This window comes from Allobosea sp. BE125 (assembly GCF_031456075.1).
In the GTDB taxonomy this organism is placed as follows: Bacteria; Pseudomonadota; Alphaproteobacteria; order Rhizobiales; family Beijerinckiaceae; genus Allobosea.
The window spans coordinates 128,222-152,133 of record NZ_JAVDTY010000005.1; the positions used below are offsets into that span (position 1 = coordinate 128,222).

Here is a 23,912-nt window from a genome sequence, read left to right on the forward strand (position 1 = left end):
AGCTCGCCCCAAAAACGGGCAGCGTGAATCAATTCTATAGCATAACAGAGATGGCGGAACCGTGGCCTCAGGACCACAATTTCACGCCAAAGCCACCTGGCTCAACGCCGGTTCTCTGCAGCCTTGCCGGCAGGCGGGCGGGCCTGGGCGAAATAGCCGTCTACCGCGGCATGCACGGCCGCGACGGCCTGCGTCCGCCAGGCCGCCGAATTGAGCAATTCCGCGTCCTTCGGGCTCGACATGTAGCCGAGTTCGATCAGCACGGACGGAACATCCGGCGCGCTCAGCACACGAAACCCCGCCGAGCGGAGCGGCACCTTGTGCATCTTCACGGAGCCACCGAGCGCCTCGACGAGATTGCGCGCGAACACCGAGGAGAAGGTCCGCGTCTCCCGCTTGGCCAGATCCATCAGGATGCCGGCGACGTCCTGCGTATCCTCGCTCGAATCGAGGCCCGCGACCGTGTCCGCCTGGTTTTCCTTGGCCGCCAGCCGGGCCGCTTCCGCATCGGTCGCGCGTTCGGAGCCGGTATAGATCGTGGCGCCGCGCACATCCTGCGCTTGCGTCAGCGAATCCGCATGGATCGAGATGAACAGATCGGCCCCTGCCTCCCGCGCGATCTTCACCCGTTCGCCCAGCGGGACGAAGCGATCTTCATCGCGGGTCATCAGGATGCGATAGCGCCCCGACGCCTCCAAGCTCTCCTTCAGCGTCATGCCGAAAGCCAGCACGACCGCCTTTTCCGCAATCGACGCCACCACCGTGCCGGGGTCGATGCCGCCATGGCCCGGGTCGATGACCACGATCTGGCGGGTATCTCCGGCGGGCTTGACGATCTCGACCGGCGACATGGCCGGCTCGGGGCGGTTTTTCGAAGCCTCATTCGCCGCTGCCTGGAACTCAACCCGCGAGGAGCGCTTCAGCTCGATCACGAGCTCGCCGAAGCCGCCGCGCCGGTTGCGCATCTCGGCGCGCGCGACGAGAGCGGGCTGCGCCAGGTCGATGATGATGCGCGAGCGCTCGGCCGTGAACAGGCCGAAACGGAAGGCGCTGACGAAGCCCGCGCCATTGCGCCCGGTCGCGGGCTGCATCTGGAAATTGACTGACGGCAAATCGACGATAACCCGATCGGGCGAGGCCATCACCGATGTGGTGACGGAAACTGGCCGCGAAAGCGCCACGGTCAGGCGTATGATTTCTCCTGCCTGCTCGATCCTGGCGTCGGTCGCGACCGGAAAATCATTGGCGGGCCCGGCATTGGCGCCGCCGGCGCTTACGCAGACAGCGGCAAGCCAGGAGCCGAGAAGCACGCGCGAAAGCAAGCTCGCGCTGTGACGGGCACGGCCGACGCGGAGGCTGCGGAAAGCTGGGCTGCGAAAGCGGAGCAAAGGGGTAATTGATCCGTGTCTGCGTCACCGACGCTTAACCATAAGGGCGTGAGGCCTTAACAGGGCGTTACCATGCCCGTCCCCGACCGTGAACCGTGCTTGCCCGCCTCACTGTTGCAATGGCTGGATGATGTGACTTGCAAATCACTGTCACCTGTCTGTAATGGGGATGGTTGCATTGCGAAGCCGCCCATGGTGCGCATCCGGATCCGAGGATCCGTCGGCGTCCGGGGTCAGGCTTAAGGCGGCCGACCCTTCCGGGTTCGGCCGCAGCAGCGCAACCGCCAACGGATCGTCCGCGGACGGCCGGCGTCAGCCACGAAAGTTCGGCGCCTGGCTAGGTCTCGCGAGCGTGCAAACGCGGCGTGCTTCGTCTTTCGGCGAGTGCGTCGCAGGTCAGGACAGATGTCGGGGCATACGACGCCGCATTTTTCATCGGTGATTCGTCCATACCTGCGGGACTGTGCCGGGGCGCTTGCCCGGCCGGATTTCCCGAGCCGCTATCCTGTCTCGATCGAACACTTCCCCGTCCCAGACGCCGGTTTGCGCCGGCTTTTGCTCCTGCAACATGCCGGCTGTCGCCGGCCTTCACGCGGCGCCCCTGCCCGCGGCAGCGGATTCTCATCCGCAGCCCGGCGGGTTTTGATGGCGGCCGCGCCCATGGAAAATTCATATGGCCAACAAGATGCTCATCGACGCCACCCACCCGGAGGAGACCCGGGTCGTGGTGGTTCGCGGATCCCGCGTCGAGGAATTTGATTTCGAGTCTGCCAGCCGCAAACCGCTGCGGGGCAACATCTACCTGGCGAAGGTGACGCGCGTGGAGCCCTCGCTCCAGGCCGCTTTCGTCGAGTATGGCGGCAACCGCCACGGCTTCCTCGCCTTCTCCGAAATCCACCCGGACTATTACCAGATCCCGGTCGCCGACCGTCAGGCGCTGATCGCGGAAGAGGCGCGCGCCGACCGTGAGGAAGAGCGCGACGAGGAGAAGCGCGAAAAGCGCGGTGGCGGTCGTCGTGACCGTGGCCGCCGAGGCGATCGCGACGGGCGCGCCAAGAAGGCGTCCCATGACGAGACCGTCACCTCCGAGATCGAGGCCGACGGCAAGGGCGCCGCGATGGTCAATGAAGGCGGACCTGCCTTCGGCGAGGAATTCGCGCCCTCCATCACCGAATCTGCGACCGAGGACGCTGTAGAGAACGCACCCTCGCTGACCTACGAGACGGAAACGGTCGAGGCTACGGCCACGGACGAAGCCGCACCAGAAGGCGAAGAGGCCCGTAAGCCGGCCGAGGACGAAGAGGACGGCGAAGAGCACGCTCACGAGGACGCCGAGCATGAAGAGCCCGAGCAGCTCGGTGGCGGCGACGCGCTCGACGACATCTCCGAGCGGCCCCAGCGCCATCATCGCCGCCAGTACAAGATCCAGGAGGTGATCAAGCGTCGCCAGATCATCCTGGTCCAGGTCGTCAAGGAAGAGCGCGGCAATAAGGGCGCGGCGCTCACCACCTATCTCTCGCTCGCCGGCCGCTACTCGGTGCTCATGCCCAATACCGGCAAGGGCGGCGGCATCTCGCGCAAGATCACCAATGCCGAGGACCGCAAGCGCCTGAAGGAAGTCGCCTCCGAGCTCGAGGTTCCGGAGGGGATGGGCATCATCCTGCGCACGGCCGGCGCCTCGCGCACCAAGGTCGAGATCAAGCGCGATTACGAATATCTGATGCGGATGTGGGAGAGCGTGCGCGAATTGACGCTCGCCTCGGTCGCGCCGGCGCTGGTCTATGAGGAGGGCAACCTCGTCAAGCGCTCGATCCGCGACCTCTACAACAAGGACATCGACGAGGTTCACGTCGCCGGCGAGGAGGCCTATCGCGAGGCCAAGGACTTCATGCGCATGCTCATGCCGAGCCACGCCAAGAGCGTGAAGGCCTATCGCGAGCAGACGCCGCTCTTCGCCGGTTTCGGCGTCGAGAGTCAGCTCGATGCGATGTTCTCCAACAATGTGACGCTGAAATCCGGCGGCTATATCGTCATCAACCAGACCGAGGCGCTGGTCGCCATCGACATCAACTCCGGGCGTTCGACCCGCGAGCACAATATCGAGGACACCGCCCTCAAGACCAATCTCGAAGCGGCGGAGGAGATCTCCCGCCAGCTCCGCCTGCGCGACCTGGCCGGCCTCATCGTGATCGATTTCATCGACATGGAGGAGAACCGCAACAACCGCGCCGTCGAGAAGAAGCTGAAGGATTGTCTCAAGGACGACCGCGCCCGCATCCAGGTCGGCCGCATCTCGGCCTTCGGTCTGCTCGAAATGTCGCGCCAGCGCATTCGCACCGGCGTGCTCGAGAGTTCGTCCGTGCCCTGCCCGCATTGCGCCGGCGCCGGCATGATGCGCTCGGCGGCGTCCGTCTCGCTGCAGATCCTGCGCGCGCTCGAGGAAAACCTGATCAAGAGCGCCTCGCATAACCTCACCGTCCGCACCCGGCCGGAGGTCGCGCTTTATGTGCTGAATCAGAAGCGCGCCCATCTCACCGACCTGGAAACCCGCTTCGCCATCGCGATCAGCATCACGGTCGACGCAACCCTGCTCGGCACGCGCTATTTCGAGGTCGAGCGCGGCGAGTTCGTCGGCAATGAAGGTCGCATCGTCCCGACCTCCTTCAAGGCCGAGGCGATCCCCGCCGATATCGACGATGACGCGCTCGACGCCGCGGCTGAAGCCGAGGCGCTCGGCGCCGAAGACGAGGGCAGCGAAGCAGCCGAGGCCACGACAGCCGCGGCCGCCAATGACGACAAGCCGGACCGTGGCGAGGGCGAAGCGCGCGGCGAAGGCGGCCGCAAGCGCAGGCGTCGTCGCCGGCGGCGGCGTGGCGGCGAGCGTGACGCCAATGGCGTGCGTCTCGACGGCGGCACGGATGCCGAGGGCGATGAGGACGGTCAGGACGACGACGAGGACGGCGATGAGAACGCCGCCGAATCGCAGGAGACCGAGACCGTCGCTGCCGCTCCCGAGCCGGTTGTGACCGAAGTGGCAGCAGAGCCGGAAGCCGAGGATGCCAAGCCGCGCCGCGGCCGCCGTGGCGGGCGCAAGCCCAAGGCCGACGCCGAGTCTCCGGCCGAGGCTGAGGCTCCGGCCGAGGCCGCCAAGGTCGCGGATGCTCCCGAGGTTGTGACCGAGGCCGTCACGGTCGAGGCTGAAGCCGCCCCGGTCGAGAAGCCCAAGCGCAGCCGCGCCCGCAAGAAGGTCGTGCCGATCACGGAAGACGGTGAAGCGGCGCCGGTCGTCGCCGAGACGCCGGTGGTTGCGCCCATCGCCGCCGAGCCGGTCGCTGCCGCGCCTGTTCCGGAACCAGAACCCGTCCCCGTTCCGCGCGTGGTCGAGGAGCCGGTCGCGGTGGTGCTGACCCCGCCCGATCCGGACCGCCCCAAGCGCGGCGGCTGGTGGAACAAGCTGGCCGGCAGGAACTGAATGAAAAGGCCGCTGCGGGACACCGCAGCGGCCTTTTTCCTGTCGCGGATTCATATAATGCCGCCAACAAGAGCGCTTGGGCGCCCGGACGCCTACGAACCGGCGCAGCGCCTATTCTGCCCTTCTCCCGCAAACTTCATCCCGCGGCCGGCGCGAGCGGGCTCGGCGGCGGCACGGCGCTGATCGCTGCCGCCGCGCCGGCTTGCGAACCCGCCTCCCCGCCGCGCACCGTCACGGCGTTCGAGGCGAAGGGCACACCCGCCTCGTTGAGCGCGCGATAGACCCGTTTCAACGCTTCGCGCTGGAGCGAGGAAGCCTGGTTCGGCTTGGCGGTGAATTTCAACCGGATGACGATGGCGCTGTCCGTGATGTCGGCGACGCCCTGCATCTTGAGCGGCGCGATGAAATGTGGGGCGAATTCCGGATCTTCGAGCAGGGCCAGGCCCGTCTTCTTGATCGCCTTGCGTGCCTTTTCGATATCCGCGGAGTGATCGAGCCTGACATTGAACTTCAGCGTCGCCCAGTCGCGGCTGGCATTGGTGAGGGAGGGAATCTGGCCAAACGGCACCGTGTGGATCTGTCCGCTCTGGTGGCGCAGCTGCATCGAGCGCAGCGATATCTTCTCGACCGTGCCCTTGAGCCGCCCGGTATCGACATATTCGCCGACGCGGAAAGCATCCTCGATCATGAAGAAGAAGCCGGAGACGATGTCGCGCACCAGCGCCTGCGAGCCGAAGGAGATGGCGAGCCCCAGAATGCCGAAGCCGGCGAGCAAGGGGCCGATATCGACGCCGAGCCGCGACAGCACGACAAGTCCGGTCAAGCCGACGACCGCGCCCAGTACGACGCCGCGCAGCACCGGCAGGACGGTCGCGAGTCGCGAAGGAATGCTCTCTTCATGCGTGGCGTCCTCGTCGACAGGGCCGGTCGCACCGCGCTTGGGCGCATAGGCGTCGAAGAAGGCCCGCAGGAAGACGAGCGCGACCCAACCCGCGAAGGCGAGCATGGCGACGCCTGCCGCCCGCTGCGAGAAGGCGGAGAACTCCGTCGAGCTTACGCCGAGGAGGAAGCCGCCCCAGAGCCGCGCCAGCAGATAGAAGCCGCCGGCCCAGATCACGCCTCCGGCAGCTGCCCGCGCCGCATGGCCGAGCGCGAGCGTCAGCGGCGCGCGCTCGCCCAGGGCGGCGGCATGCGCCTGCCGGCAGGCCATCAGGCTGGTGATGCCGACCGCCAGGATCGGCACCAGAACAATGATAAGCTGCGTCAATCCGGCCGCCTCGGTCCAGTGCGCTCCGCCCTCCATCATCGCCGCCGCGTTGCCGACCATCCAGATCGCCACGGCCGAGGCGGCGTAGAGCCAGCCGGCTCCGGCCGCGATCACCCGCCGGCCTGGCCCCGGCTCATGCGATGATTCGAGGATGAGCGCTGCGAGATCGTGTCGCGCATCGATGAACCACCATGCCTTGAACAGAGTCACGGCAATGCCGGCCAGCGTGAACAGCCCCGCGACCGGACCGGGGCCAGCTGCGTGCTGGCTTGCGACCGCGGTCGTCAGCAGGATCGGCGAGGCGATGCCGAAGAAGGCAATCAGGCCGAAATGCCGGTTGGCCCGCGGCAGCGGCATGATCCGCCGCTCCGGTACGCCGGGAGACAGCAGGAAGCGCGCGAGCATCAGGTGCCCGGCCCCGATCACGACGCCGTTGGTGATGACGCGCAAGGTCGTCGCGGCAAGATCGGGTTCGGGCAACCAGAGCATGCGCGCGGCATGCAACGCCGCCAGGCCGGCTGTGAGCGTCATCAGATCCTGGAACAGTCCCCAGGACGATGCGATCAGGCGTGGCGTGAATTCAGGCCCTTTGGGCTGCAGCCGACGCGCGAACCAGCCCGCGGTCGCGAAACGCAATAGCCCTGCCGCGGCGACCGCGAGCGCCAGGCCAGCGATGATCCCCCAGCCGGCCGGAAGCCCGCTTGCGCCGTTGCGGTTCTGCGCCCAGGCGCTCCGCCAGGCAGCCGGCAGCGCGGCCAGGCGCGGGACCGCGCTCACCCCTTGGGTCAGCCCGTCGACGAAATGATCCCAGAACGCCTCGACCGGTGTTTCGCCCTGATCCGGGCTGGTGTTTGCCGGCGGCGTGGCAGCGCCGTTCGTGACCGTCACTGGTGCGGCCTGGACGGGCTGGTCCTTGCTGGGTTGGTCTTTGCCCGCGATCCTGACCTCGACCTTCCGGCCGCCGGTCGACAAGGCGTCGACCAGCTTGCGCACCGTCTCCGCTGTCTCGTCGCCGCGCAGGGTCAGCGTGACATTCGCGTTGCCTTGAGCCGGCGCGTCGCCTTGAGCCTGGGCGAAACCCGCGGACGCAAAACCCAGACTGGCCAACAGGAACAAGAGCAGCGCCAGGGCGCAGGACGCGACCGACTTGCTCGAAGACGCAAAGCAATGTCGCATCGACCGCTCCCAACACCAAGGACAGCGCGAGTTGGACGGGAATCCTCGCTCTTGGCAAGCGCCGGGCTCGCTTAGCCCGCTTTGCGCTCAGCCGCGCTTCAGCCAGGCCCCCATCCGTTCGACTGCCTGCTCGCATTCCGTCAGCGAGCCGGCGAAGGAGAGCCGCACCGTACGGGCTCCACGGCTTTCGTCGAAATCGAGCCCGGGCGTGATCGCGACACCGGCATGGTTCAGAACATCGCGGCAGAAGGCCATGGAATCATTCGAATATCGACCGATGTCGAGATAGATGTAGAAGGCCCCGTCGACAGGCAGGAAATCACCCAGCCCGATCTCCGGCAGAGCCTTCAGCAGATAGGTGCGGTTTGCCGCGTAGCCGGCCTTGATCGCCTCGCACTCTTCGGTCGCCTCAAAGGCCGCCTCGCCCGCGACCTGGCTGAGATAAGGCACCGAGATCGACAAATTCTGCTGCAGCCGCTCGATCGTGCGCACCAGCCGCTCGGGCACGACGAGCCAGCCGACGCGCCAGCCGGTCATGCAGTAATATTTCGAGAAGGAGTTGACGATGATGGCGTCGGGATCGGCGGCGAGCGCCGTCGTCGCAGGCGCCTCATAGGTCAATCCGTGATAGATTTCGTCGGAGATGTACCAGAGGCCGAGCTTGCGGCACTCCGCCGCCACGGCGGCGATGGCGTCGGGCGCCATCACCACGCCGGTCGGGTTGGCGGGGCTCATCGTCAGCACGCCGGCGAGCGGAGCCTGCGCATGCGCCCTGGCGATCAGCTCCGGCGTCAGTGCGAAACGGGTCTCGGGTCCAACCTCGATCGCGACCGGCTCCAGCCCCAGCGCGATCAGGATGTTGCGATAGGCCGGATAACCCGGCGCAGTGATGGCGACCCGTGCGCCGGGCTGGAAACAGGCCAGGAACGCCAGGATGAAGCCGCCAGAGGAGCCGGTCGTCACCACAACGCGCTGCGCCGCCACGCCGACGCCATAAGCATCGCGATAATGCCGCGCGATGCGTTCCCTCAGCGAATCCGTGCCGAGCGCCTGGGTATATCCGATGCGGCCATGCTCCAGCGCGCGACCGGCCGCCGTGCGGATCGAGGCCGGCGTCGGCGCGGAAGGCTGCCCGACCTCCATATGCACCACCGAACCGCCATTCCGCTCGATCGCGGCGGCCTGGTTCATCACATCCATGACGATGAATGGCGAAACGCGCTCGGCCCGCGCGGCGAGCGCGGGCATGAGGAGGCCGGAAGGAGCTGGCTGGGTCATGCCCGTTGCCGTAACCGAGCAGCCCTCATCCCGCAACCGCTGTCACAGCTGTGATTTGACGCAATCCCGGCAAGAGCCCAGAAGCAATTCTGAAGGTTTTTTCGAAACCATGATGGGGCGAGATGCCCTGCCGGCCAGCGCCGGCCTGCCCGAAAGGACGACGATGATCGCGCTTCCCTTCCTGCTGCGCCTTGACCTCGCGGTGCTGCGCCGCGCCGGCCTTGCGCTCTCCGCGCTCCTGGTTGCGGGCAGCCTGACGATGGCGCCGGCCCGCGCGCAAAGCTCCGCTCTCACCCCCGAGCAGCGCAAGGCCGTGGTCGATCTGATCCGCGAGACGCTGCTGCAGAACCCCGAACTGGTCCAGGAAGCGCTGGTCGAGATCGAACGCCGCAACACGGTTGCCCAGGCCGAGGCGCAGCGCAGCGCGGTCACGGCCGAGAAGGCCCGCCTCGTCGATCCCGCAACCTCGGCGATCGTCGGCAACCCTCAGGGCGACGTCACCATCGTCGAGTTCATGGATTACAATTGCGGCTTCTGCAAAAGGGCGCTGGAAGATGTCCGCGCGCTTGCCAAGGAAGACCCGAAGCTCAAGGTCGTGATCAAGGATTTCCCGATCCTCGGACCGGATTCGGTCGAGGCCAGCCGCGTCGCTGTCGCCGCCATGAATCAGCTCCAGGGCGCGAAATACTTCGAGTTCCACAACAAATTGATGGCGACCAAGGGGCGCGTCAACGGCGCCAAGGCGCTCGAGGTCGCCAAGGACGCCGGCGCGGATATCGAGCGCCTGAAGAAGGACATGGACGCCTCGGCGACCAAGGCCGTGATCGAGGATACCGTCGCCCTGGGCGATCGTCTGGGCCTTACCGGCACGCCGGCCTTCATCCTGGGCGACGAGGTCGTCTTCGGTGCAGTCGGCCAGGCCGCGCTGAAAGCGAAGATCGACGCCGTCCGCAAATGCGGCAAGGCGACCTGCAGCGGCTGAGGCCTGCCGACTTTGGTCGGGGTTCGCCCTTCCCCTGCCGGTCTGCAGCGTTTATGAGGGCGGCGTCTGCCGCTTTCATGCGGCGCTGGAATCACCGCGCACCATGGTCGCCGTCCACGTCCTCAACGGTCCCAATCTCAATCTGCTCGGCACCCGCGAACCCGCCACCTACGGCGCGGTGACGCTGGCCGGCGTCGAGGAGAGGCTCAAGGCCAAGGCGCTCGCGGCCGGCGTCGATTTGACCTTCCGCCAGACCAATTACGAGGGTGAGCTCGTCAGCTTCATCCAGCAGGCGGGCCTGGCCGGCGCAGGCATCGTCATCAATGCCGGCGCCTATACCCACACCTCGGTCGCATTGCGCGACGCGATCAAGGGCACCGAGGCGCTGGCCATCGAGGTGCATGTCTCCAATGTCCACGCCCGCGAGGAGTTCCGGCACCATTCCTACATGGCGCCGGTCTGCGTGGGCGTGATCTGCGGCTTCGGCGTCGCAAGCTATGATCTTGCTTTCGACGCGATCGTGCCGCTTCTGCAGAAGCGGCTCGCGAAACCGGCGGCCTGAACCGCCAGTATCTCCCACAGGATGGCGTGAGCGCGCTGAGCGCTCCGCTGCCAAGACGACAAAGACGGTGACACCGCCATGGCGACCAAGAGCCCGATCGACCCCGAACTGGTGCGCGAACTCGCGCAGCTCCTGAACGAGACCGATCTGACCGAGATCGAAGTCGAGAAGGGCGATTTGCGTGTCCGCGTGGCGCGGACCATCACGGCAACCGTGCAGGTTCCCGCTGCCGCTGCGTCCCTGCCCGTCGCCGCCGCGGCGCCCGTCGCCGCTGCCCCGGCCGAGGGCAAGCCGTCCGCCGCCCATCCCGGCGCGGTCGCCTCGCCGATGGTCGGCACGGCCTATCGCCGAGCTTCGCCGGAGGCCAAGCCCTTCGTCGAGGTCGGCAGCATCGTGAAGGCGGGCGAGCGCGTCCTCCTGGTCGAGGCGATGAAGACCTTCAACGACATCGTCGCCCCCCGCGCCGGCAAGGTCGTCGCGATCCTGGTCGAGGACGGACAGCCGGTCGAATATGGCGAACCGCTGCTGGTGATCGAGTGAGCCGGGCCCCGAGCGAGGATGGCCGATCCGATTTGGGCTTCAAGATGTTTGACAAGATCCTGATCGCCAACCGGGGTGAGATCGCGCTGCGCGTGCTGCGCGCCGCCAAGGAGCTCGGCATCGCCACGGTGGCGGTGCACTCCACCGCCGACGCCAACGCCATGCATGTGCGCCTCGCCGACGAGAGCGTCTGCATCGGCCCGCCCTCGGCGCGCGAGAGCTATCTCAACATCCCCGCCTTGATCGCCGCTTGCGAGATCACCGGCGCGGATGCCGTCCATCCCGGTTACGGCTTCCTCTCGGAGAATGCCCGCTTCGCCGAGATTCTGGACCGGCACAACATCACCTTCATCGGCCCCAAGGCCGAGCATATCCGCAGCATGGGCGACAAGATCGAGGCCAAGCGCACCGCCAAGGCGCTCGGAATCCCCTGCGTGCCGGGCTCTGAGGGCGGCGTCACCGACGATGACGAAGCCTTGCGGATCGCAGCCGAGATCGGCTTCCCCGTCATCATCAAGGCGGCGTCCGGCGGCGGCGGCAAGGGCATGAAGGTCGTGCGCAATGCCGAGGACATGTCGGTTGCGCTCTCGACCGCCCGCACCGAGGCAAAAGCCAATTTCGGCGACGACGCGGTCTATATCGAGAAATACCTGGAGAAGCCGCGCCATATCGAGATCCAGGTGCTCGGCGACGGCAAGGGCCACGCCATCCATCTCGGCGAGCGCGACTGCTCGCTGCAGCGCCGCCACCAGAAGGTCTGGGAGGAAGGCCCCTCGCCCGCACTCAACGCCGGCGAACGCGACAAGATCGGCATGGTCTGCGCCAATGCGATGGCCAAGCTCGGCTATCTCGGCGCCGGCACGATCGAATTCCTCTACGAGGATGGCGAGTTCTATTTCATCGAGATGAACACGCGCATCCAGGTCGAGCATCCCGTCACCGAGATGATCACCGGCATCGACCTCGTCAACGAGCAGATCCGGATCGCGGCCGGCGCCCCACTCTCGATCATGCAGAAGGATGTGGTGATCGAGGGCCACGCCATCGAATGCCGCGTCAATGCCGAGCATCCGGCGACCTTCCGGCCTTCGCCGGGCAAAATCGCGTCGTTTCATACGCCAGGCGGCCTCGGTGTGCGTGTCGATTCGGCCGCCTATCAGGGCTACACGATCCCGCCGCATTACGATTCGCTGGTCGGCAAGCTGATCGTCCATGGCCGCAACCGGGCTGAATGCCTGATGCGCTTGCGCCGCTCGCTCGACGAGTTCGTCGTCGATGGCGTCGACACCACGCTGCCGCTGTTCCGCACGCTGGTGCGCAACCCCGACATCCTGAACGGCGACTACAACATCCACTGGCTGGAGAAATTCCTCGCAGCCGGCGGGATGGGCGAAACCAACCAGGGCTGAGCGCTCTTCGCGGGACACACCACGTCATGGTCGGGCTTGACCCGACCATCTCCCGCGGGAGAGGCATGATGCCCTGCGCGAGATAAGTCCTCTGCCCGAGATTCTTGAGGCTGCGCTCTGCCCCGCCTGGGAATGACGTGGCCGCCGTTTGACTCCCCGCGCGGCCCGCGCTCCCATCACGCCATGAAGGCCCGCTCCGTGCCCGTCCGCTCGCCGCTGATCACGCCTGAGATCATGCTGCGCGCCTATACAGCCGGCATCTTCCCGATGGCGGAGAGCGCCGACGACCCCAATCTGTTCTGGGTCGAGCCCGAGATCCGCGGCGTCATCCCGCTCGCCGCCTTCCATTTGTCGTCCCGCCTGGCCCGCACCGTCCGCTCCGACCGTTTCGAGATCAGGGTCGACAGCGCCTTCGACCATGTCATCGCGGCCTGCGCCGAGCCCAAGCCCGACCGGCCCGAAACCTGGATCAATGGCCGCATCCGCGAGATCTTCGGTGAATTGTTCCGCCTCGGCCATGTCCATACGGTCGAATGCTGGCGCGAGAACAGGCTCGTCGGCGGGCTCTATGGGCTCTCGCTTGGCGGCGCCTTTTTCGGCGAAAGCATGTTCCACCGCGAGACCGACGCCTCGAAGGTCGCCCTCGTCCATCTCGTCGCGCGGCTCAGGCGCGGCGGCTACAGCCTGCTTGACGCACAGTTCCAGACCTCGCATCTCGCCCAGTTCGGCACTCAGGAGGTCCCGCGCTCGGCTTATCAGGGACTGCTGGAGCGAGCTGTCGCCAAACCCGGCAATTGGTGGTCCTGGCCCAAGAGCTCGAACACCGATGGGCGGCAGGCGCTGGCCGAACTCACTTCAAGCTGAGGCCTCGCCGGAATGCTGGCTCGATCTCAGCCCTTAAGCGAGAATATGCCGAGCGGTCTCAGCGATTGCCGCCGGCGGCCGGATCTCTGGGACCGGCAGGGTTGGTCGGGAAGAAACGCTGGCTCGGCGCCTGGCGCGGCGCGACCGGCACGCCCTGGGGCGGCTGCACATCGATGCGTCCGCCCGGCGCCGGCGCGTTCGGCGCCTGATTGACGTCGCGGGCCGGCGCGGTGCGCGGCCGGCGCGGTTCTTCGGGGACCGGGGCCTCCGGCTCCTTGGGATCGACGACGAGTTCCGTTCCGCCTTTGCAGTCCGTCAGCCAGACATCGTAGATCGCATGCTCGACACCGTGCAGGCCGGGGCTTGCCGCATACATCCAGCCGGTAAAGATGCGCCGGTATTCGTTGTTGAAAGTCACCTCGTCGACCTCGGTGAAGGAGGTCGTCTGCGGCGCTTCCGTCGGCGGGCGCGTCCAGCAGACGCGCGGCGTGATCTGCAAAGCGCCAAACTGCACGGTCTCGTCGACCGCCACCTCGAAGGAGATGATCCGCCCTGTGATCTTGTCGAGCCCGGCGAAGACCGCGGTCGGATTGCGGATGCGATCGGCCGCAGCGGGCTCAGCCAGCGCAAACGAAACAAGCGTAGCAAGGGCCAGAACGGAAAGGCTGCGGGACGGCATGCTCAAAACGATTCTCTGTCGCGCGAGGTCGACGCGCGCTGGCGGCTTACCATGGCAAAGCGAGCGGAAAAAGGGCGATTGCGGTCTCGGCGCCAGCCATGCCCCGTAGTCATGGGCGCCCAGGCGTTCCCATCACACGACACGTGATTTTCCTTGTTGCGAATAATTTGCAGAACTGTATCTTGCAAATAATTCGCAAGAGCAGGTGATGCGCAATGGACGCCTTCGTCAAGAAGCCCCCCGCCGGTTGGCGCCAGGATCGCGGCGAGGCCTCGCTCACCGACGTGCATCGCTCGGTCGACGTTCAAGCCGCCAAGCCAGGCTGGCGACGCGCGGCCGCCTTCGTCGGCCCGGGCTATCTCGTCGCCGTCGGCTACATGGATCCGGGCAACTGGGCGACGTCGATCGCCGGCGGCTCCAAATTCGGCTACACCCTGCTTGTCGTCGCGCTGCTGTCGAACATCATGGCAGTCGTGCTGCAGGCGCTCTGCGCGCGGCTTGCCATCGGCTCGGGTCGTGATCTCGCCCAGGCCTGCCGCGACTCCTTCCCCAAGCCGGTGGCGCTCACACTCTGGTTTCTCGCCGAGACCGCGATCATCGCGACCGATATCGCGGAGGTGATCGGCACCGCGATCGGGCTCAACCTGATCTTCGGCATCCCGCTCGAGATCGGCGTCCTGATCACCGCGCTCGACGTCTTCCTGATCCTGTATCTGCAGCGGCTCGGCTTTCGCTGGGTCGAGGCATTGATCATCACCCTGCTCGGCGTCATCGCCATCTGCTTTGCGATCCAGATCGCGCTGGCCGATCCCGATTGGGGGGCGGTGATCAAGGGGTTCGCGCCGACGACGCAGATCGTCACCAATCCCGAGATGCTCTATCTCGCGCTCGGCATCCTGGGCGCGACGGTGATGCCGCATAATCTCTATCTGCATTCGGGCATCGTGCAGACCCGCGCCTATGGCGAGAGCCTGCCCGAGAAGCGCCAGGCGCTGAAATACGCCACGATCGATTCGACGGTGGCGCTGACCTTCGCGCTCTTGATCAATGCCGCGATCCTGATCCTGGCGGCGGCGACCTTCAACAAGACCGGCCAGACCGACGTCGCCGAGCTCGGCGAGGCGCATAAGCTGATCGGGCCGCTGCTGGGGCTGGCGATCGCACCAACCCTGTTCGGCATCGCCCTGCTCTGCTGCGGCATCAATTCGACGGTGACCGCGACGCTGGCCGGCCAGATCGTCATGGAGGGGTTCCTCAAGATCAAGCTGGCGCCCTGGCTGCGCCGCCTGATCACGCGCGCCATCGCCATCGTGCCTGCCGCCGCCGTGACCATCTGGTATGGCGACAGCGGCACGGCGCGGCTCCTGATCCTGACCCAGGTCGTACTCAGCCTGCAGCTCTCCTTCGCCGTCTTCCCGCTGGTGATGTTCACCGCAGACAAGGCGAAGATGGGCGCGCTCGTCGCTCCGCGCTGGCTCGCCATCTTCGCCTGGCTGATCGCGATCGTGATCGCGGCGCTCAACATCAAGCTGCTGTTCGATTTCGTCATCGGCGGCTGACGCGGCGATTGCTCTGGCGACAGCGAATCGGCTCTCCTGGGAAAGGCAGAGGCCGATCGCAGGACGGACAGATGACATTGCGCCATCCGAGCGGCATCGACGAGGCCGTTGTCGCCAAGGTCGTGTCCCGGCGCGGGCGTCTCCATGCCTTCGAGAGCCTGAACCCGGCGCTGACCGCGCTCGTCGTCATCGACCTGATGCGCGCCTCGGTCGAGAATGACGAAGCCTGCCGCGAGATCATCAGCCCGATCAACCAGGTGGCGGCAGCGTTGCGAGAGCGCGGCGGCACGGTGGCTTGGGTCACCGCAGCGCCGATGCCGCTGGAGAGCCCTGTCCTGGCGGCGATCCATGGCCCGGAGCGCCTGCGCCATTTCCAGGACGGCGCCCGGTCTGACGACCCGCGCTCGCGGCTCTGGCACGAACTCACGCCGCAGCCCGGCGACATCCACGCCATGAAACAGGGCTACAGCGCCTTTTTCCCGGGGCGCTGCGACCTGCACGCGCAATTGCAGCGGCGGGGGCTCGACACGCTGCTGATTGCCGGGACGGTCACGAATATCTGCTGCGAATCCTCGGCTCGCGACGCTGTCGAACTGGGCTATCGCGTCGTCATGGTCTCGGACGCGAATGTCGGCCACGCCCACGGCCTGCACGAGGCCTCGCTGACGACAATCTATCGCTGCTTCGGCGATGTCAGGCCGACCGCGGAGGTGCTGGATTTGATCTCTGCTTCGGCGTGAAGCGCCCTGCCCGGCCGGCGGCGCCTCAGCGCCCTGGCGTCCAGGCCTCGTAGTCGCCTGTTGCCGGCGGGCGGTGGCCACCAGTCAGCGTCGAACCCTGCGGGCGATAGGCCAGCGCCGTGCCGGTCCAGTTCTGCTGATGCGGCTCTTGCCACTCGCGCGGCTCGTAGCGCTCCTCGGAGGGCGCGACATCGACGGTGTGATGCAGCCAGCCATTCCAGCCCGGCGGGATCTTGGAGGCTTCAGCTTCGCCGTTATAGACGACCCAGCGACGCTGGATGCCCAGCGCCTTGTCCTTCACCCCGCCCTTGGTGCGGTAATAGACATTGCCGAACTCGTCGGCGCCGACCCGCTCGCCGAAGCGCCAGGTATGGAAGCGCGTGCCGATGGTCTGGCCGTTCCACCAGGTGAAGATCTGGAGCAGCAAAGGCTTCATGAAAGTGCGCCCGTCGCGGTCGGTTTGCCTGGGCGACTTATGGAGAGATGGAGCGGCGCTGTCCAGACCTCTACACGCGCGGGCCGCCCGACAATCTCTCATTGGCCGACCGCTCCTTGCAGCGGATCAGCGTCATGACTGCCAGCACATCCTCATGCGCGGCCTGAAGCTGCCGCGTGCCCTTGTGGCGGAAGATCACATTGGTCGGGTGAATCCGGGTGCTTGAGGCGATCAGCGTCGCAACGACCTCCAGATTCTCGGGGTTCAGGTCATTGGGCTTGCTTGTGGGCTTCGGAGCCCGGGCCATGAATCGGGCTGCCGAACTCACCTCCATGACGACATGGGCGGTCGAACCCGAAACGCTGGAGCTCGTGAAGGTCATCCCGTCGATCGGCATGCCGCTCGCGGAGATGCCGGTTCTGTTGATGGCGATGCGAGGGCCGCCGCAGCCCATCTTGGCCGACGACCACTCGCCGGCGAAAGCCGGCGCTAGTGGTTCTTGATCTGTACATCCAGGCAGCACCAAAAATCCAGGCAGTGCCAAGACCGATAGAACCAAGGCGAGGCGTCGCATCGGCTTCTCCCCCAACCACTCACATGCACGCGATGCTTAGCCCTCTCGCCTTAACTCGCCGCTAAATTGACCGGGGAAAGCCTGGGGTGACCGACTGACGGCTTGGGGCTTGGCCACTCGCTTAAAGAAATCGCCACCCTCAATGACTCAGCGACCGCGAATATCAGCGCCACGATTCGGCCTTGATTCGAGACCGTCTCCCATAACGCCCGGCTTTGGCGAAGCCCGCATGGATTCAAGCACTTGATCGCGCCACTGCAGATGCCGCTTTCGTCCACGGCCGAAAGATCGTCCGGCTAACCCTGGGTTAACCATGATGGCGCGCATTTGATGCGTTTCTTCAGCGCGCGACTGTGGCAAGCTTGCACCGCGGAGAGGATTCGTCCCGCGATTCCCAAGGCTTAGCGTCGGCCTTGAAACTTATCCCCATAACTCACACCTACCTACCAGATGTCGTGTCCACAGGGTTTCATGCGCACTAATCCTTGACGTGGCGACCCATTCGGGACTAAATTTTGACAGTCGCGTGACGGCCGGCGGAAACGCCATCGACACCCGCAAAAGAGTTTCCGGAAGGGTCGAGGCGATCATCACGTGGCATGCCGGCAACGGCAGCGGCGAGCGATTGTTTGCGGACTGTTCTGGCCGCAACCGGACGAGTGAAGGCGGAAACATAGCCGCCGCGACGTCCACGGGGCACAAACCGAGTTGGGCTGACATCAGGAGCCGGTGATCAACCGGCCGCGCGGGGCTCAGGAAGCCCGCGGCATTGCATGGGGATTACGAGATCATGCGCATCGAGCGCCGCTACACCTCCGCCGGCCAATCGCCTTACGCGGCGATTCCGTTCCGCTCTGCCGTCAGCGAGATCCGCAATCCCGATGGCTCGATCGTGTTCCGGCTTGAAGGCATCGAGGTGCCCGAAGCCTGGTCGCAGGTCGCCAGCGATGTGCTCGCGCAGAAATACTTCCGCAAGGCCGGCGTTCCGGCGGCCCTGAAGAAGGTCGAGGAAAACGACGTCCCCTCCTTCCTCTGGCGCTCCGTGCCTGATGAAGCCGCGCTCGCCAAGCTCCCGGAAGCCGAGCGCTTCGTCTCGGAGATCTCGTCCAAGCAGGTCTTCGACCGGCTCGCCGGCTGCTGGACCTATTGGGGCTGGAAGGGCGGCTATTTCTCCTCCGAGGAGGACGCGCAGGCTTTCCATGACGAGCTGCGCTTCATGCTCGCGACCCAGCGCGTCGCGCCGAACTCGCCGCAATGGTTCAACACCGGCCTGCATTGGTCCTATGGTATCGACGGCCCGAGCCAGGGCCATTTCTACGTCGACTTCAAGACCGGCAAGCTGGTGAAGTCGAAGTCGAGCTACGAGCACCCGCAGCCCCATGCCTGCTTCATCCAGGGCGTGCAGGACGACCTCGTCAACGAGGGCGGCATCATGGACCTCTGGGTCCGCGAGGCACGCCTGTTCAAATACGGTTCCGGCACCGGCTCGAACTTCTCCCTGCTGCGCGGCGAAGGCGAGAAGCTCGCCGGCGGCGGCCGCTCCTCGGGCCTGATGTCCTTCCTCAAGATCGGCGACCGGGCTGCGGGTGCGATCAAGTCGGGCGGCACGACGCGCCGCGCCGCCAAGATGGTCGTGGTCGATGTCGACCACCCCGATATCGAGACCTATATCGACTGGAAGGTGCGCGAGGAGCAGAAGGTCGCTGCCCTCGTCACCGGCTCCAAGGTCGTCCAGAAGCACATGAAGGCCGTGATGAAGGCCTGCGTGAACTGCGAGGGCGATGGCGATTCCTGCTTCGACCCCGAGAAGAACCCGGCGCTGAAGCGCGAGATCAAGCTCGCCCGCAAGGCGATGGTGCCCGACAACTACATCAAGCGGGTGATGCAGTTCGCCAAGCAGGGCTACACCGACATCCAGTTCGACATCTACGACACCGACTGGGATTCGGAGGCCTATCTCACGGTTTCGGGCCAGAACTCGAACAACTCGGTCTCGCTGACCGACGACTTCCTGCGCGCCGTGGAAACCGATGGCGACTGGAACCTGACCGGCCGCACCACCGGCAAGATCACCAAGACGCTGAAGGCCCGCGACCTCTGGGAGAAGATCGGCTACGCCGCCTGGGCCTCGGCCGATCCCGGCCTGCACTTCAACACCACGATGAACGACTGGCACACCTGCGCGGCCTCCGGCCGGATCCGGGCGTCCAATCCGTGCTCGGAATACATGTTCCTCGACGATACGGCCTGCAACCTGGCCTCGGCCAACCTGCTGCAGTTCTATGATCGCGAGGCCAAGGCCTTCGATGTCGCTGCCTATGAGCATCTCTGCCGGCTCTGGACGATCGTCCTCGAGATCTCGGTGACGATGGCGCAGTTCCCCTCCAAGGAAATCGCCGAACTCTCCTACGAATACCGCACGCTGGGCCTGGGCTACGCCAATATCGGCGGCCTCTTGATGACCATGGGCCTCGGCTATGATTCCGACGAGGGCCGCGCGCTCGCCGGCGCGCTGACCGCGGTCATGACCGGCGTCTCCTATGCGACCTCGGCCGAGATGGCGGGCGAGCTCGGCCCCTTCCCCGGCTACAAGAAGAACGCCGCGCATATGCTGCGCGTCATTCGCAACCACCGCGTCGCGGCCCATGGCCAGGCTTCGGGCTATGAAGGCCTGCAGGTCACGCCAGTGCCGCTCGACCATGGCACGCTGGCGCGCCTGGGCGGCTCCAGCGCCCTGCTCTCGGAACGCGCCCGCATCGCCTGGGACAATGCGCTCGCGCTCGGCCAGAAGCATGGCTACCGCAATGCGCAGGCAACCGTGATCGCGCCGACCGGCACGATCGGCCTGGTGATGGATTGCGACACCACCGGCATCGAGCCCGATTTCGCGCTGGTGAAGTTCAAGAAGCTCGCCGGCGGCGGCTACTGGAAGATCATCAACGGCGCGGTGCCCGACGCCCTGCGCGCACTCGGCTACCGTGAGAGCGAGATCGCCGAGATCGAAGCCTATGCGGTCGGCCATGGCACGCTGGCGCAGTCGCCCGGCATCAACCACGGTTCGCTCAAGGCCAAGGGCTTCACCCAGGACAAGATCGACGCGATCGAGAAGGACCTGAAAGCCGCCTTCGACATCAAGTTCGTCTTCAACAAATGGACGCTGGGCGAGGATTTCCTCGTCAACACGCTTAAGGTGCCGGCTGAGAAGCTCGCCGACATGTCCTTCGAGTTGCTGCCTTTCCTTGGCTTCTCCAAAGCCGAGATCGAGGCCGCCAACGTGCATGTCTGCGGGGCGATGACGCTGGAAGGCGCGCCGCATCTCAAGCTTGAGCACTACAACGTCTTCGACTGCGCCAACCCCTGCGGGCGTATCGGCAAGCGCTATCTCTCGGTCGAGAGCCATATCCGCATGATGGCCGCGGCCCAGCCCTTCATCTCGGGGGCGATCTCCAAGACCATCAACATGCCCAACGACGCCACCGTCGAGGACTGCAAGAGCGCCTATATGCTCTCCTGGAAGCTGGCGCTGAAGGCCAACGCCCTCTATCGCGACGGCTCGAAACTCTCGCAGCCGCTGAACTCGGCCCTGATCTCCGACGAGGATGATGAGGAGGACGCCGTCGAGGCGCTGCACCAGCAGCCGATGATGGCTCGCGCCGCCCATGTCGCCGAGAAGATCGTCGAGCGCATCGTCGAGCGCGTCGAGCGCAACCGCGAGCAGGAGAAGCTGCCGACGCGGCGCAAGGGCTACACCCAGAAGGCCAAGATCGGCGGGCACACGCTCTTCCTGCGCACCGGCGAATATGATGACGGCCGCCTCGGCGAGATCTTCCTCGACATGAACAAGGAAGGCTCGGCGCTGCGCGCCTTGATCAACAACTTCGCCATTTCGGTGTCGCTGGGCCTGCAATATGGCGTGCCGCTGGAGGAGTATGTCGACGCCTTCACCTTCACCCGCTTCGAGCCGGCGGGCTTCGTCCAGGGCAACGACTCGATCAAGAATGCGACCTCGATCCTCGACTACGTCTTCCGCGAACTGGCGATCAGCTATCTCGGCCGTTACGAGCTCGCCCATATCGACCCGAGCGAGGTCGGCAATATCGGGCTCGGCAGCGGCGGCCAGAACCAGCAGGCTACGGCTGGCGCCACCCCGCAGACCTCAGTCTCGAAGGGTCTCGTCCGCTCGCGCGCCGACAAGCTGATGCTGATCCCGGGCGGCGCGGTGCCGGATGCCCCGCGCCAGGCCAGCCAGCCTCATGGCTATGCCACCGCAGGCGCGACCGCGCTGAAGCAGGAGCCGGCCGAGCAGCCTTATGGCGAGGCGGAGATGGCCAAGCTCGGCTTCGCGGCCCCCGCTGCCGCCGGCCAGCCCAAGGCCTCCGAGCGTCGCGCCGAGGCGATCATGAAAGGCTATGTCGGAGACAGCTGCGGCGAATGCGGCAACTTCACCCTGGTCCGCAACGGCACCTGCCTGAAGTGCAACACCTGCGGGTCCACGACCGGGTGCAGCTGATTATTCCGGCTGACAAGCGCGGCATAGCGTTGCCGCGCTTGTAGGAAAATTTCCGCAATCCGACCTGCGCCGCCCGGCAACCAAGCCGGGCGGCGCTTCGTTTCCAGCGAATCATGAAGCGCGCACTTGGTAGGTCGGGCGATCCGATACTCCCCGAAAGTGCGCCGCGTCAGCGACCTACTGCTTCGACTGAGAAGCGGTTCCAGCATGTCGGCGGCCGAGCTCCCGTCGTGAGCCTGGCCTTCGCTCCGATTCAGGTCGATTGGGCGGCCTTCAGCATCGACAAGAGCGTGGATCTTGGTGGTCAGTCGCGCAGCAGCGGCAGCAGTTGATCGCCCTGTCGCTTGATCTCGGACAGATACGGTGTGTCGGAGAGCACGAAGTGGGTGACGCCAAGATCGCGGTATTTGCTTAGCGAACGCGCGACATCTGCCGCCGAACCCACCAGCCAGGTCGTGCCGGCGCCGCCGCCCCCAAACTTGCCCGGCGCGGTATAGAGATTGTCGTCAAGCACATCGCCGCGCGCATGCAGATCGAGCAGCTGCTGCTGGCCGACCGCGACAGCCCGCTGATGGTCATTCCAGCCGGCTCCCTTGCCCTTGGCCATCTCGGCGACCTTCGCTTCGGCATCGGCCCAGGCCTGCTCGGTGGTGTCGCGGACCAGCGTGGTGATCCGCAGCCCGAATTTCAGCGGCGGCAGGTCGCGGTCCAGTTCCTTGCTCAGCGCCCTGAGCCGCTCGATCCGCTCCCGGACGCCCTCGAGCGGCTCGCCCCAGAAGAGCTGGACATCGGCCTCGGTGGCCGCCACACGTTCCGCCGCCTCCGAAGCGCCGCCGAAATAGAGTACGGGATGCCGACGCTCGCCGCGAAGCTGGATGCGCGGCACCACGGTGGCTCCGGTGACTCGAAAATGCTCGCCCACATAGGTCACGTTCTCTTCGGTCCACAATCTGCGAACCAGCCGCATGAACTCCCTGGTGCGGTCGTAGCGATGCGACTGGTCGCCCTCGCTGTCGCCATAGGCGGCGAGGTTGTCCTTGCCCGACACGATGTTGACGCGCACGCGGCCGCCGGTCAGGTGGTCGAGCGTGGCCGCTGCGGACGCAAAATGCGCCGGCCGCCAATAGCCCGGGCGGACCGCTATGAGCGGTTCGAAGGTGGTGGTGCGCGCAGCCAGCGAGGCTGCAAGGGTAAATGTGTCGGGCCGGCCCCAGCCGGTGCCGATGAGCGCGCCTTTCCAGCCATGCTCCTCCAGCGCTTTCGCCTGGTTGGTCAGCGTCTCCAGGCTGTTGTGATCTTCGACGACGGAGTCGCCGCGATGCCCGGCTTTGACGTCGTTGGGGATGTACCAGAGGAACTCGGAATTGCTGCTCACGCGATCGGCCTGCTGTTCTGTATCGTTGAGGTAGGGAAGACCACCAAGCGGCGCGCGTCCATCCCGCACGCGGCCGCAGTGATCCGGGGCTAGCGCCTGTCCCGCCCGGCTTTCGCCTCCGCGACGACAATGCGCAGCTTGTCGCGCTCTGCGCAGCCCTTCGCCCCGCAGCAGAGCAGTTCGGTCATCGTCACTCTCGCTTCAATTCGATCACTCGCTTGGCGCGGCGATGTCGGCGGCGCGATCACGCCCGCACACGCGTGCGCCGGCGCTCTTGCCGATCAAAGAAAGGCCCGCACCGTCAAAATCAGGAACGAATCCCAAAAGCTGCCGCCTTCATGCGGAATGACGGCATGGTTCCGTCCGGAAAGCAGCGCGCTCTACGCGGCAACCGTCACGCCATAGCTGGCCAATCGTGACAACACCTTCGCTTCCTGGCCAGCCTTGATCGCCGCCACGCGGGCGACCGCCTCCTCGAAGGAGGCCGTGGGCGGATAGACCGGCGATGTGCCGCCCTGCCCCGCCTTCGGACCGATATGCTTCTCGAAAGGCAGCGAGCGATAAAGCTCGAGGTTTGCCGCGATGTCGAAAAGAGGCCGGTATCCCAGCAGAAGATAAAGGGCGGTCGCCTCCGGCTGGCGAAAACCTGTGGTCAGGTAGGCGCGGGTGTAGCCGAGTTCCGCGGCGCTCTCTTCAAGCGCGAGCATGATGCGCTTGGCCAGGCCCTGGCGACGGAGATCCGGCCGGGTCCAGATGCGCTTGAATTCGGCTGTGTCATCGTCGTGGCTCATGAAGGCCCCGCCTGCGATCGTCTCCCCGCCGCGCTGCAGCAGCAGGAAATCGCCGAGCGGAGGACGGAAAGCTTCAGCGGGGTAGCGCAGGATTTCCGACCTCGCACCGCCAGGACGGCTCGCTGCGCCATAGCGCCCGTCATATTCGCTGACGAGTCCCTCCAGCAGCGGCTGGGCCGCCGCGTCCACCAGCGAAGACCGGATGATAACGTCCGTCATAGGCATGCCTCCAGCGCTTAGTCCGATCTCCGAAGATCGTGGGTTGCCGATATAATCCATCAAAGCTATGGATTAAAGCAATACCTAACTT

18 protein-coding genes and 1 pseudogene are annotated in these 23,912 nt (G+C 65.8%); 10 read left to right on the top strand and 9 right to left on the bottom strand.

The window, feature by feature from the left end:
* Positions 1–101: 101 nt before the first annotated feature.
* Positions 102–1,322, bottom strand: coding sequence for an N-acetylmuramoyl-L-alanine amidase (locus J2Y55_RS13510; protein WP_310153707.1), 1,221 nt, complete (start codon positions 1,320–1,322; stop codon positions 102–104).
* A 739-nt stretch (positions 1,323–2,061) separates the two neighbouring features.
* Between J2Y55_RS13510 and J2Y55_RS13515 the strand changes: the two genes are divergently transcribed.
* A complete protein-coding gene (locus tag J2Y55_RS13515; RefSeq protein ID WP_310153710.1) occupies positions 2,062–4,860 on the top strand; it encodes a ribonuclease E/G in 2,799 nt (932 codons plus the stop codon).
* Positions 4,861–4,996: 136 nt separating this feature from the next.
* Here the strand turns inward: J2Y55_RS13515 and J2Y55_RS13520 are convergent, their stop codons facing one another.
* The gene (locus J2Y55_RS13520; protein WP_310153714.1) at positions 4,997–7,303 is read right to left on the bottom strand and encodes a mechanosensitive ion channel family protein; all 2,307 of its coding nucleotides are present in this window, start codon (positions 7,301–7,303) and stop codon (positions 4,997–4,999) included.
* 87 nt (positions 7,304–7,390) lie between these two features.
* Positions 7,391–8,581 (bottom strand): pyridoxal phosphate-dependent aminotransferase, encoded by a 1,191-nt coding sequence (locus J2Y55_RS13525; protein WP_404978907.1) that lies wholly within the window; start codon positions 8,579–8,581, stop codon positions 7,391–7,393.
* Between the two features lie 112 nt (positions 8,582–8,693).
* Here J2Y55_RS13525 and J2Y55_RS13530 point away from each other — a divergent pair, with 112 nt between their 5' ends.
* The 5 genes from J2Y55_RS13530 to aat all read left to right on the top strand — a co-directional run bounded on the left by J2Y55_RS13530 (position 8,694) and on the right by aat (position 12,938).
* On the top strand, positions 8,694–9,563 hold the full coding sequence (locus J2Y55_RS13530) for a DsbA family protein (RefSeq protein WP_310153717.1): 870 nt from the start codon (positions 8,694–8,696) through the stop codon (positions 9,561–9,563).
* Between the two features lie 103 nt (positions 9,564–9,666).
* Positions 9,667–10,125 (top strand): type II 3-dehydroquinate dehydratase, encoded by a 459-nt coding sequence (gene aroQ / locus J2Y55_RS13535; RefSeq protein ID WP_310153719.1) that lies wholly within the window; start codon positions 9,667–9,669, stop codon positions 10,123–10,125.
* 78 nt (positions 10,126–10,203) lie between these two features.
* Positions 10,204–10,665 (top strand): acetyl-CoA carboxylase biotin carboxyl carrier protein, encoded by a 462-nt coding sequence (accB, locus tag J2Y55_RS13540; protein ID WP_310153722.1) that lies wholly within the window; start codon positions 10,204–10,206, stop codon positions 10,663–10,665.
* Positions 10,666–10,709: 44 nt separating this feature from the next.
* A complete protein-coding gene (gene accC, locus J2Y55_RS13545; RefSeq protein WP_310153726.1) occupies positions 10,710–12,074 on the top strand; it encodes an acetyl-CoA carboxylase biotin carboxylase subunit in 1,365 nt (454 codons plus the stop codon).
* A gap of 183 nt (positions 12,075–12,257) precedes the next feature.
* A complete protein-coding gene (aat, locus tag J2Y55_RS13550) occupies positions 12,258–12,938 on the top strand; it encodes a leucyl/phenylalanyl-tRNA--protein transferase (RefSeq protein WP_310153728.1) in 681 nt (226 codons plus the stop codon).
* Positions 12,939–12,996: 58 nt separating this feature from the next.
* On the opposite strand, the gene J2Y55_RS13555 is transcribed toward aat, so the two are convergent.
* Complete coding sequence (locus J2Y55_RS13555; protein WP_310153731.1) at positions 12,997–13,617, bottom strand: DUF2155 domain-containing protein; 621 nt, start codon at positions 13,615–13,617, stop codon at positions 12,997–12,999.
* A 215-nt stretch (positions 13,618–13,832) separates the two neighbouring features.
* Between J2Y55_RS13555 and J2Y55_RS13560 the strand changes: the two genes are divergently transcribed.
* Positions 13,833–15,176: an Nramp family divalent metal transporter gene (locus J2Y55_RS13560; RefSeq protein WP_310153733.1), complete on the top strand. Its 1,344-nt coding sequence runs from the start codon at positions 13,833–13,835 to the stop codon at positions 15,174–15,176.
* Between the two features lie 71 nt (positions 15,177–15,247).
* Positions 15,248–15,916, top strand: coding sequence for an isochorismatase family protein (locus J2Y55_RS13565; protein ID WP_310153736.1), 669 nt, complete (start codon positions 15,248–15,250; stop codon positions 15,914–15,916).
* Positions 15,917–15,941: 25 nt separating this feature from the next.
* On the opposite strand, the gene J2Y55_RS13570 is transcribed toward J2Y55_RS13565, so the two are convergent.
* Positions 15,942–16,352 (bottom strand): NADH:ubiquinone oxidoreductase subunit NDUFA12, encoded by a 411-nt coding sequence (locus J2Y55_RS13570; protein WP_310153739.1) that lies wholly within the window; start codon positions 16,350–16,352, stop codon positions 15,942–15,944.
* A 70-nt stretch (positions 16,353–16,422) separates the two neighbouring features.
* The gene (locus tag J2Y55_RS13575; RefSeq protein WP_310153742.1) at positions 16,423–16,659 is read right to left on the bottom strand and encodes a hypothetical protein; all 237 of its coding nucleotides are present in this window, start codon (positions 16,657–16,659) and stop codon (positions 16,423–16,425) included.
* Here J2Y55_RS13575 and J2Y55_RS13580 point away from each other — a divergent pair.
* A complete protein-coding gene (locus J2Y55_RS13580) occupies positions 16,658–16,855 on the top strand; it encodes a hypothetical protein (RefSeq protein WP_310153745.1) in 198 nt (65 codons plus the stop codon). The genes J2Y55_RS13575 and J2Y55_RS13580 overlap by 2 nt on opposite strands.
* Before the next feature lie 861 nt (positions 16,856–17,716).
* On the top strand, positions 17,717–21,436 hold the full coding sequence (locus J2Y55_RS13585; protein ID WP_310153749.1) for a vitamin B12-dependent ribonucleotide reductase: 3,720 nt from the start codon (positions 17,717–17,719) through the stop codon (positions 21,434–21,436).
* A 203-nt stretch (positions 21,437–21,639) separates the two neighbouring features.
* Here J2Y55_RS13585 and J2Y55_RS13590 read toward each other — a convergent pair.
* The 3 genes and pseudogenes from J2Y55_RS13590 to J2Y55_RS13600 all read right to left on the bottom strand — a co-directional run.
* Positions 21,640–21,744: pseudogene (locus J2Y55_RS13590) on the bottom strand (IS5/IS1182 family transposase); the annotation flags it as partial.
* Positions 21,741–22,811, bottom strand: coding sequence for an LLM class flavin-dependent oxidoreductase (locus tag J2Y55_RS13595; protein ID WP_310154351.1), 1,071 nt, complete (start codon positions 22,809–22,811; stop codon positions 21,741–21,743). The pseudogene J2Y55_RS13590 and the gene J2Y55_RS13595, both read right to left, overlap by 4 nt.
* 380 nt (positions 22,812–23,191) lie before the next feature.
* The gene (locus tag J2Y55_RS13600) at positions 23,192–23,821 is read right to left on the bottom strand and encodes a GNAT family N-acetyltransferase (protein ID WP_310153752.1); all 630 of its coding nucleotides are present in this window, start codon (positions 23,819–23,821) and stop codon (positions 23,192–23,194) included.
* Between the last annotated feature and the right edge of the window lie 91 nt (positions 23,822–23,912).

Excerpts from the sequence above, each read along its gene's own strand:
- J2Y55_RS13515 (WP_310153710.1), top strand. The coding sequence starts at position 2,062 with ATGGCCAACAAGATGCTCATCGACGCCACCCACCCGGAGGAGACCCGG.
- J2Y55_RS13520 (WP_310153714.1), bottom strand. The coding sequence starts at position 7,303 with ATGCGACATTGCTTTGCGTCTTCGAGCAAGTCGGTCGCGTCCTGCGCC.
- J2Y55_RS13525 (WP_404978907.1), bottom strand. The coding sequence starts at position 8,581 with ATGACCCAGCCAGCTCCTTCCGGCCTCCTCATGCCCGCGCTCGCCGCG.
- J2Y55_RS13530 (WP_310153717.1), top strand. The coding sequence starts at position 8,694 with ATGGGGCGAGATGCCCTGCCGGCCAGCGCCGGCCTGCCCGAAAGGACG.
- aroQ (WP_310153719.1), top strand. The coding sequence starts at position 9,667 with ATGGTCGCCGTCCACGTCCTCAACGGTCCCAATCTCAATCTGCTCGGC.
- accB (WP_310153722.1), top strand. The coding sequence starts at position 10,204 with ATGGCGACCAAGAGCCCGATCGACCCCGAACTGGTGCGCGAACTCGCG.
- accC (WP_310153726.1), top strand. The coding sequence starts at position 10,710 with ATGTTTGACAAGATCCTGATCGCCAACCGGGGTGAGATCGCGCTGCGC.
- aat (WP_310153728.1), top strand. The coding sequence starts at position 12,258 with ATGAAGGCCCGCTCCGTGCCCGTCCGCTCGCCGCTGATCACGCCTGAG.
- J2Y55_RS13555 (WP_310153731.1), bottom strand. The coding sequence starts at position 13,617 with ATGCCGTCCCGCAGCCTTTCCGTTCTGGCCCTTGCTACGCTTGTTTCG.
- J2Y55_RS13560 (WP_310153733.1), top strand. The coding sequence starts at position 13,833 with ATGGACGCCTTCGTCAAGAAGCCCCCCGCCGGTTGGCGCCAGGATCGC.
- J2Y55_RS13565 (WP_310153736.1), top strand. The coding sequence starts at position 15,248 with ATGACATTGCGCCATCCGAGCGGCATCGACGAGGCCGTTGTCGCCAAG.
- J2Y55_RS13570 (WP_310153739.1), bottom strand. The coding sequence starts at position 16,352 with ATGAAGCCTTTGCTGCTCCAGATCTTCACCTGGTGGAACGGCCAGACC.
- J2Y55_RS13580 (WP_310153745.1), top strand. The coding sequence starts at position 16,658 with ATGAATCGGGCTGCCGAACTCACCTCCATGACGACATGGGCGGTCGAA.
- J2Y55_RS13575 (WP_310153742.1), bottom strand. The coding sequence starts at position 16,659 with ATGGCCCGGGCTCCGAAGCCCACAAGCAAGCCCAATGACCTGAACCCC.
- J2Y55_RS13585 (WP_310153749.1), top strand. The coding sequence starts at position 17,717 with ATGCGCATCGAGCGCCGCTACACCTCCGCCGGCCAATCGCCTTACGCG.
- J2Y55_RS13600 (WP_310153752.1), bottom strand. The coding sequence starts at position 23,821 with ATGACGGACGTTATCATCCGGTCTTCGCTGGTGGACGCGGCGGCCCAG.